Source organism: Levilactobacillus mulengensis (genome assembly GCF_003946045.1).
GTDB lineage: Bacteria > Bacillota > Bacilli > Lactobacillales > Lactobacillaceae > Levilactobacillus > Levilactobacillus mulengensis.
Genome location: NZ_RHNW01000003.1, coordinates 312293 through 322490 on the forward strand (window position 1 = coordinate 312293; position 10198 = coordinate 322490).

Annotated in this window: 7 protein-coding genes and 1 pseudogene; all 8 read left to right on the top strand. The window is 48.9% G+C overall.

The genetic code is table 11. From position 1 onward, the window contains the following. Positions 1–68: 68 nt before the first annotated feature. Positions 69–1214: an ImmA/IrrE family metallo-endopeptidase gene (locus EKM84_RS05275; protein WP_125764393.1), complete on the top strand. Its 1146-nt coding sequence runs from the start codon at positions 69–71 to the stop codon at positions 1212–1214. A gap of 410 nt (positions 1215–1624) precedes the next feature. Then, on the top strand, positions 1625–1939 hold the full coding sequence (locus EKM84_RS05280; protein WP_318531074.1) for a tautomerase family protein: 315 nt from the start codon (positions 1625–1627) through the stop codon (positions 1937–1939). A 23-nt stretch (positions 1940–1962) separates the two neighbouring features. Then, a pseudogene (locus EKM84_RS05285) lies at positions 1963–2669 on the top strand (SDR family oxidoreductase). Positions 2670–3196: 527 nt separating this feature from the next. After that, positions 3197–4726: a hypothetical protein gene (locus EKM84_RS05290; protein WP_125764395.1), complete on the top strand. Its 1530-nt coding sequence runs from the start codon at positions 3197–3199 to the stop codon at positions 4724–4726. A 592-nt stretch (positions 4727–5318) separates the two neighbouring features. After that, entirely contained in the window at positions 5319–6092 is a 774-nt protein-coding gene (locus EKM84_RS05295) for a WxL domain-containing protein (RefSeq protein ID WP_125764397.1), read from the top strand. A 130-nt stretch (positions 6093–6222) separates the two neighbouring features. Next, the gene (locus EKM84_RS05300) at positions 6223–7287 is read left to right on the top strand and encodes a DUF916 and DUF3324 domain-containing protein (RefSeq protein ID WP_125764399.1); all 1065 of its coding nucleotides are present in this window, start codon (positions 6223–6225) and stop codon (positions 7285–7287) included. A 30-nt stretch (positions 7288–7317) separates the two neighbouring features. After that, entirely contained in the window at positions 7318–7776 is a 459-nt protein-coding gene (locus tag EKM84_RS05305; protein ID WP_125764401.1) for a hypothetical protein, read from the top strand. 6 nt (positions 7777–7782) lie between these two features. After that, positions 7783–9639: a hypothetical protein gene (locus EKM84_RS05310; protein WP_125764403.1), complete on the top strand. Its 1857-nt coding sequence runs from the start codon at positions 7783–7785 to the stop codon at positions 9637–9639. The last annotated feature ends 559 nt before the right edge of the window (positions 9640–10198 follow it).

Sequence of the window (10198 nt, forward strand, 5' to 3'; positions counted from 1 at the left end):
ATGTCACATGACCGAAGCAATAGTATGCTAAAATCTAAGCTAAGTAGTTTGAGAGAGGGGAGGAAATCATGGCTGTTTTAAGAGTGCCAGTTGATCAGAAGGTCATTCACTGGGCAATCGACCACGGTGAAAAGACTGAGGCTGAGTTAATGAAAAAGTATCGTCTACGAACGTGGGAAAATCCTACGACCAGTCAAGACTATCCGACCTTTAAGCAACTCCAAGATTTTAGTCGGGATACGCGTATCCCGTTTAACTACTTTTTTAAAAGCGAATTACCTCGTGAAGAAAATGATTTTGTTAGGTTTAGAACAGTTAACAATGCGGCAGTCCAACCTAGCCGGCGTTTGATTGAAACCATCCACACCATGGGTTCTCGACAGGAATGGCTGAAGCAATATTTGTTGGATCAGGATGACAATAGCCGGTTTAAATTCTCACATTTTTTTACCAGCCAAATGGATCCGGTGGTCGTTGCCCAAAACGTCAGTGACCTGTTAGAGTTACCACCAATGGCTAATTTAACCATCAGTGATGATGACTTCTTTAATCTGTTACGGCGCAAGATTAGTGCGTTAGGTATCATGGTCATGCAGAGCGGTATCGTTGGGTCTAATACGCGTCGGCCGCTAAATGTCGCTGAATTTCGGGCGTTTGTTTTGGTCGACGAGGTTGTTCCACTGATTTTTATTAACAGCGGTGATAGTAAGAAGGCAAAGATTTTCTCACTAATTCACGAGCTGATTCACGCCTTTCTGGGAAGTAATGAGATTCTAAATGTGTCACCAGAGGCGGATATCGTGACGGAACGCTGGATCAATGCCGTGACAATTAATATTTTGCTGCCGGTTAATGTTGTTAGACGGGCACTGGTCAGCCGTGAATCAGCTGTTGAGAATCTCAAACGATTGTCGAAGAAATTTCACGTCAGTGTTGTGGCCGTAGCAATTCGGCTAAAGACGCTGGGAATCTATGGCGAGGCCGAATTAGCTTGGGCGCAACGTTATCAGGAGGCTGGTTTGCAGGCAAAAGCTAGACCAGCTGGTGGTAATTTTTACAATACCGCCGTTTCCCGAGTTGATCCGCGCTACGCGAATGCCGTGATTAATGATGAGTCACAGGGAAAACTAGGGGTTGCCACAGCTGCGTCGATGCTAGGGGTTACGTTGAAGACTTACGACGCAACAGTTGATCGAATCATGGGGATGGCGTGATAGTTTGACGTCCAGACGGTGACTATCTATGAGTTGCTGGACCGACTGAAGCTGTCGGTATGAATTAGAATAGAGGTATTGGAGAGCGATTACTCAGGAAGCTAAGGGTAGTCGCTTTTTGAGTGGTCGAATACCGCTGACGATGTGTAAAATTTTAGGACATACTCTGGAATTGACAATTATCAAGTTATTGGTCACCGTTTCGCGGTAAACTAGGTTCTGTTGTTAGCGCGCCACGTCGGATGAGATGGCGCGAGTCACGTAAATCAGTTATTGAAGCCACCCGTGGTAAGATTCAGGGTGGAAATGAAATTAAAAAGAGGAGTTTTTACGATGCCATTAATGCGGATTGATATGTTTAGAGGTCGAAGTAAAGCCGAAATCAAAAAATTCTGGATATTTCCTATCAGGTGGCGACGGAAGAGCTACATCTGTTGCCCCGAGACCGGTACCAAATCGTGACCCAGCACGACCCGGAAGAAATGATCATACAAGACGTTGGCTTGGGATTCGACCGGACGGATCAGTTCCTAATGTTCAGTCTGACCTCCAGCCCCCGCGCCGAGGACGATAAGCAACGCTTCTATGCGCGGCTGGTAAAGGAACTCGAGGCTGGCGCTGGTGTCGCCCCCGCTGATGTGATGATCAATATCGTGGGGAATACGCGAGCAGACTGGAGCTTTGGCAATGGCGAGGCACAGTTTATGAATGGAAAGCTGAAGTAACTTTAACTTAATAGATGAGGAGAATGGGTTTGAAACAAGCAAAGACGATTGTTATTACGGGTGCAACTAGTGGCATTGGTCAAGCAACGGCGTTATTGGCCGCGAGTCATGGGCATCGCGTTGTGTTAGCCGCGCGTAAGGAAGCGGACTTGCAAGCCACGGCGGCAGCCATTCACCAAGCGGGTGGTCAGGCGATTTTTAAAGTGACCGATGTCAGTAACCGGGCTGAGGTGCAGGCGTTGATTGATTTTGCCTTAGCCGAATATGGTCGGATTGATGTTTTAGACTTGAACGCTGGCGTGATGAGCTTTGCGCCAATGAATGAGGGCCGAGTCGATGAATGGGAAAGAATGATCGACATCAACGTGAAGGGGGTCTTGTACGGCTTGGCTGCGGCGATTCCGGTCATGGAGAAACAGCGGAGCGGCCAGATCATTGCGACCGATTCAACGGCTGGCCATCAGGTCGGGCAACAGTTTACGCCAGCACTAAATTTAGCGTGCGAGCCATCATGGATGGGGTTCGCGCGGAAGAAGCCGGAGCGCACATCAGGACCATGATGGTTTCCCCAGCATTTGTGAAGACGGGGTTCTTTGCGGACCAGCGCAACGCTAACCTGGAATCGGTCCCGAAGCTGCGGCCTGAGGATATCGCAGCCTCGGTGGTCTTTGCCATTGAGCAACCGGCGAATGTTGATATCAATGAAATTGTTTTGCGACCGACTTTATAAGTGAATATGTGTGTTAGGTAGGCCGTTCATCTCACTAGGTTTTTGTGAAATGAGCGGTCTATTTTACATGGTTAGGACATTCATGGTGGTGAAACCAGTCAGAATTTTAGCTGGCAATAATCCATCCGTGCGCAAATGGGAAGTAGGATTGTGGGTGAAATCCGTGTCAGCTGCAGGGATGATGAAAATGAGCTGACAGGGTCGATGTGAGTGACCAGAGGCGGGCCAAAGTGACCAGCTGTGTCGATGGCCTTAGCTGAGTGATTTTCTCAGCTTAGCCCATGGGACAACCTTTGTGACCGCCTCTCAGGCACAAAGTTGAGGTGGAAGCCCGACCTTTGGCTGGAACCGGCCCCACAGCAGGGCGCTTTGAGCCCGCCGGCGGGAACGGATGCGACCGCGTTTCGGCTCAGTTTTCACCATCCCAGAGGCGGTAGAAAGCGCGAAAATTAAACATACGTTCCCTATTTTGCGGCGAGTTATGGTAGACTAAAAGAACGCGAATTTGAGACGAAAGGACGTTACGCATGGCAACCACCATTTTGACGCCGGCCGAGAACCGGTTCCTACAACTGAGTCAGCGCGCACTGGCGTTGCCGGGATTGACCCGACTGATGCCCCTGCTGCGCGACCACCCCACGATTAAGGACAGCAGTGACTTTTTACCCCGCTCGGCGCGAGAGGTCTTGCTGGAGCAACGGGTCGACTGGCTGGTCCAGAGCAGCGAGGCGTGGAAATTATTGGCGGACTCGCCGTACGTGATCAATCCCAGCAATAACCGGCTGGATTGGCGGCACTGTGCGCTCTGCCACAAGCCGGTGCGCTACGAATACCACGTGGTGTTGCGCAAGGATGGTCACAAAATCATTGTGGGTTCCGAGTGCGTGAAGAAGTTCATGAGTGATGAAATGCAGTACCTGATGACCATCACCACCGAGGACAACATCCACGCGGTCGCCCAATACGATGACCTGACCGCGCATTACCCACAGGTGCCAGAAATCTTGTGGGATCCAGAGGCCTTGCCTAATTTGCCCCAAACCCACCAACGGCGCCAACACTGGGTGCGGCACGGGACCAAGGATACGGTGACGGGGTATTTGAAACGCCCCCAAACGACCTTGCCAGAAATCCAGTTAAAACCGTATCTGACGGAATATGACGTCCTGACGGGGATTGACCAGGAAGCCGCCACGGCCGCCCAACAGGCGGCACAACGGCGGGCTGAACGGGAGAAGCAGTTAGCCGAGGAAGAGGCCCAGGCCGCTTGGCAACACGCTGAGCACCAGGAAAGTACGGCGGTCCAGGAGTTGCGGGCGTCGGCACCGTACCGAAGCTATCTACAACGAGTGGCCGACCTGATCACGCGCCACTTGCCGCTGGCTGAATTTAAGGAAAAAGTTGCGGCGCTCACCATGCCGGCTAGCCTGAAGAAGCTGGTCAACTCCTATCAACTAGGGGTGATGGCTACGGAGTTTGCTCGCACCGGTCAGATTCAGGCGGCGCGGCTCCAAATCGTGCCGCGGTACCTGGTGGCGGACTTGAACCGGGCCAGTCGCCAGCGCGCCCACCAGCGTCAACGTGATTGGTGGGATGACTTGTTTAACGCGGCGATTGGCTTTGACCTGACGCCGGCGGAACGGACGGCGAGCTTGGCTAAGCTCCAGCAACCCTGGGAGGGCCAACAGGTGCCGGCGAGCGTTTACCGGGACTGTGAAACCTTGCGGGCCCGGCTAACGGCGGGGGATGCGTTGCCAACTGCTTGGCCGGAGACCTTGCGGCAGGCGTTCACGCAGCGCCTGGCGGTTCAACCGGCAAACGACTGGGTGCCCGCCAAGAAAAATCACGTGACGACCACCCAACTGCGGGGGCTGGTTCGTGAGCATACCGACTTTGACCAGATCAAACGGGCCTACCATCGCCTGTATGCCTTGCCAGCCGGGGCTGAAGCGGCGACGTTATCAGCCCTTCAGCAGGTAGCCCTTCGACGAGCCGATGAGCGCGAAAACCGCGAAAATGTGACACAATCGTTGGTCCGGAAATTACTAGATGAATAGTTGGAAAGCCAGTGTTGACGGGGGATACCGTTGCGCTGGCTTTTTGGGTTGTCCGTAAATGGTTGCGAAAAATACGAGAAATCCGAATGTTTTGGCCGTAATCACCCCAGTGATAGTTTATAGGGTTCTTTCTGTGAAAACATAGTATGAATGATTGTTCGCCATTGATTGGCGCACTATGCACGTCATGACGGCGTTTGTCGTGATTATAACGAATAGTCTCGTTGATTAGACAATTACTAGATTTTGTTGTCTAGTAAAGTGCCTATTAATCATTGTATAAAACATTAAGAATGGCTGTAATTGCCTAAGCACCGGTGCTTAGGCGTTTTTAAGTTATCTTTAAAAATGTTAAATATATTTTATCAGAAAAGGTTTACACGCACCCCATTTTGACATATACTGACGTTGTTACATAGTTAGTTGATTGTAACGCGATTTGAAACGACTTCTGTATCAAATTGTTAACCAGAATGGGTGTATCCGTTACTTGGGAACGTAAGCCCGTTAAGGATTAAGGCAACAACTAGCATATGGGGCTTAATTATGTGGGAACCATGCAGATAACAAATACAAGAGGGGTGTATTCTTCATGAAGAAATCAATTAGTAGTATTTTATTAGCCAGTGCTTTGTTGTTAGGTGCTGTGGCACCAATTACGGCCAATGCGGCGACCGGTGATACTGGTCAAATGACTGGTAAGACGGTGGGTTCAATTTCATTTAACAAGCCAACAGCCACGACCGACCCAGTTGATCCAACTGATCCAACGAAGCCAGACCCAGGCGACAAGGGTGGGGTTGATACTACTAAGCCTGCCGGCGACTTGGCTTTGCTCTACGTTTCTAAGGGCATTGACTTTGGATCACACGACGTTTCAACGGCTACCCAAAGCGCTACCGCTGAAAAGGTTGATAACAGCCGGACCTCTGGGACTGGTACTGCTATTGCGGATAACACCAACCTGTTGACTGAAGTTACGGATACTCGTGGGACAAACGCCGGTTGGTCAATCAGCTTGAGTGCTGACCCAATGACGGTTGGCGGCAAGGCTGATGCCACTTCTGACAAGTCCAACACGTTGACCGGGGCCTTACTTAATTTGAACAGTAAGAAAGCTGCTCAAATTAAGAGTTCTTCCGATACTGGAAGCGGAATTACCCAAAGTGCTGTTAGTGGCATGACCACTGATGGGACCTCGACACAACCAATCTACGGCGCCAAGGCTGGTAGTGGGATGTTGACCACGACCTTCCAAATGGATCCAGGCGACGTTCAATTAGCTTCGATTCCAGCCAACACCAAGAGTGGTGTGACCTACTCTGGCGACATCAACTGGACGCTGAGTGATACCCCAGCTAAATAAGTTTCTTATATGGTAGAGGGTGTTCATTGGTTTGTGGATGAGCACCTTTTTACCTTACATAACACGGTTATAACCAACACATAGCAATCATCATAGATAAAAACTAACTAGGGTAGTCAGGGGTGTAGAGATGCAAGGGCTTAAGAAGATTCAATTTCTCGTTTTAGCAGTTTTTAGTTTGATTTTAGGTGGTTTGGGACTCACAACGGTGGCCAATGCGGCCGGGGAAAACGAAGTCGGGTATAGCGTGAAGGCATCGATTCCCAAGAACCAAATTAACAAGAAAAACTCGTTCTTTGATTTGAAAATGGCTTCAAACCAAACGGAATACCTGAAGGTTCGCGTCTACAACGTAACCAATCAGGATATTCAGGTGAAGACCGCGATTCATACGGCCTGGACCAGCAGTGCCGGTGCCATCGAATACGTGAAGCCAGCCAGTTCATTTGATTCCTCACTCCGTTACAAGATGAGTGATATCAGTAAGATTCAAGGCAAGTCCACGCTGACGATTCCGGCCGGTAGCTCTAAGGTGGTCACGGCGAAGGTCCAGATGCCAAAGACGTCCTTCAAAGGGGTTATTTTGGGCGGCTGGTATTTCAAACGAGTCGACACTAAGGTCACCGGTGACGTCAAGGGTGCCAGCAACCTGCGGAACAGCTATTCCTACGTGGTTGGGATGAAGTACACGATGGGCAACACGACGCCTAATCCCGATATGAAATTGGGCAAGGTCGCTGCCGGTCTGGGTGACTATCACCGTGGGGTGTTCGCTGACTTGCGGAATCCAACGGCCGTGATCATTCCTAATTTAAACATGAAGACGACGATTACCGACCGTGATGGCGGCAAAGTTATCAAGCAAGCAACTAAGAAAAACGTTCAGATGGCTCCGAACACAACCTTCCGTTACCCGATGTACTTTGGGAAGGAAGAATTGAAGGCGGGTCATTACCACCTGCATATGGTCGTCAAGAATACGGACCGGACCTGGGTCTTTGACCGCAACTTTACGATTACGGCGGCCCAAGCGGCCAAGTTTAACCGCGGATCGGTTGAAAGCTCTGGCATCAGTTTGTGGCTAGTGCTGGCCTTAGGGGCTCTGGGTATGCTGATCCTGATTCTCTTGATTTTACTGATCATTTATCTGATTCGGCGGAACAAGAAGAAGCAAGAAGACCAAGCCGAAGACTAACGAGTCTACCTGGAAAGGAGGGCGTTGATCATGAAGAAACTCATCATGCAACTAGTGTTGGTGCTCACGATGACTTTAGGTCTAGGCATGGGGACATCAGCGCTCGCTGACAACGTGGTTAGTCGGGGTGAAACGCAGGTGGGTATTACCTTTACGGGCAATCCCACGACTCGGATTTCCGATGATAAGATTCCTAATGGCAAAACGCCAACGAAGACTTCTGGGGCGGCGACCACGGCGACTCATGGTCATGACTTGCGGCGGGATGGGAGTGGAAGCGATACCGCGGATAATGGCAATCCAAGCAAGGAAAAGACTGGTGTCACGGCGTTGAAGGCCGCAGCGGCCGATGTTCTAGCTGGACGCTTGCCGCAGACGAGTGAAGTCCAATCTTTACTAGCTGATTTAGTGGGTATTCTACTATTGATTGTGTTGATTTTAGTGGCGATTATTTACCATCAAGCACGCCAGCTACGGGAGAAGGAGTGAGTCAAAATGAAGTTTCGTAAATTCATCATGCAACTTGGCTTACTGCTGACCGTGGTGTTGGGGTTCAGCTTGGTTGGGAATTGTTCAGCCAATGCCGCAACGATGCCAGCGGGTGCTAAACCGGTAAATACTGCTAGTGCCTACTATTCGGCGAGGTCAGATAAAGGTGCGATGTACATGGGACAGATAGAGCCGACTTGGTCGGTTCCAACAAGACCCAAGTTGGGAGTCGTTGCGGCCAACGGACTATCAGGCACAAATAGAATTACAATGAGCACGACTAAAATCTATCTACAGATGTCTGGAAGTTTTGGCATGGCTAGTGGTGCGACCAGCAAGATTAAAAGCATCAAGCCAGAGGTTATGCGATCTAATATGGATCCCAATGCACCAGCTGGAGATGCCAAACCTTTTGCTGTAGGAACTGATTTGATTAGTGGATCAGCTGTTCCTAGTGTGACGACGTCGGGTGATTATTATGAGATTAATGTCGATTTGTCAAAGCTTTATACTTTGCTCCCCTTATCTCTGGGATTTGCCATTACCTATACCAACTCAACGAAAACGGATTATTTAGTTTATGCCAGAATCACTGAAGATGATGCGCTTGAAACTACCTGGAAAGGGACCGACTGGCTGTTTGATCCTAAGATGTATATCAATTCGACATTTAAAGCAACAGGTACAGGGAATGTTAAGAACATCATGGCGTCGGACAAGAAAGTTACAGGAGTCGGGTATCCGGGGCTAAAGATTGCCGCGACCTTGACCAAGGGTAACGAGGATACGGACTATTCTGGCGATAACGTTAGTGCAGATGGAACATTTGAAATTGATTTTCCAGATTATATTGGAAATTTAGTCAGCATGCCTGATACGGGAACAACTACGCTTGGGGTAACTGAATATAATGACATGGGTGATCACGCAACTGCTGGAGCGACAATTAATCCGGCGCTGAAGATTACGCCGCCTACGAATAGCCTAGACATCGATCCAGATACCTTGGAGGACTTGCAAGGCATGTCATCCGACAACCAGGTATTAAACTGGATTGCTAAACAGGCCGGGATTACCGTTTCCTATCTGGGAACGCCATATGATTTAAGCAAGGTGACGCTGAAGTCTGATCAGACTGATATTGCAACGCAGCTTGCTGGACTGGCCAACGATGGTAGTCTAACCGTTAAAATTGGGGCAACAAATTCAGATGGTGTTGGGACGACAAATACGGCTGATATTACCCTTAAACGGAATGCGGGTGAGCTTTACCTGAGTCATGTTGATAACGAGATGGACTTTGGCGCAATCAGTGTACCATCTAAGGAAACATTGATTGCACCTAAAACACTGCCACAAGTGTTAGTACATGATACACAAGCCTCAGGCACACAGTGGACCGTTTTGGCCCAGGCAACGGACTTAACTTCTACTGATGGAAATCAACGGAAGCTAGATGGTCATATGGTGTACGTTGACACTGACGGCAACCGCGAATCAATGGCTTCTGCTGTGGCAGTTTCTGCAGGTGCCCGTGACCGTTCAGTTACTCAGGACGTGAACGCGACGGACGGTTGGTCAACAACGACACAGACGCTGAATCAGCCGGCTACAGGGATGTACCTGGATGCGATGCCGACAATCTTTTCGGGTAGTAATACGACAACGTACCAAGGCACAATCTATTGGGAACTAACAAATGCGCCCGGGTCTGTTGCTAGCACGGATATTAGCGCGGATTATGCTAAGGAGCATGGCAGTGAGGGCTCTGAATCCGGTGGTAATACTGCTATTAGTAGCCCAACTAGTGATAGTTCAACGAGTAGTTCAACCAGTTTGGCCACTAACAATGTTCTTGGGTAAAATGAAACAGCATGATTTGTCAGGGTGTTAGCTTAATCTAGCTATGAGAGTAAGAGAATTTAAACCACCTGAACCTTTTACCGCATCGGTAAGCGTTCAAGTGGTTTTTATTCTTCGGCAGATAAGGCTAATGCTTTATTTGAAATAAAGTGCGAAATTTTAAACCTTTTTGGCTAAGTGAAGGTAAGGTGAATAAAGCTATTTTGCAATAACGAAATATTTAAATTGTTGAATATATGAGCAAGTGCTTAATTGAATCAATTGGATGGAGTTCCTGAAAGCACCATAATAACGTATTTATTGACATTACGCGATTGTAAGCGGAAATATTTGCGGAAAACAGATTAACTTTTTGTAGCTAAACTAGTCGCCTAGGCGTTACACTATAGGTATGAGGTGAGCGTGATGACTAGAAAAGCAATGAAAAAAATTCTATTTGGTTTTGGGTTACTCCTAGTGGTATGTATTTTTGGTTTTTTTAACTAAAGGTTGAAAGTTAAATTGTACAGTAAAGGCCCGGCATGCCGGGCCTTTACTGTACAAAAATAGACATGGATTA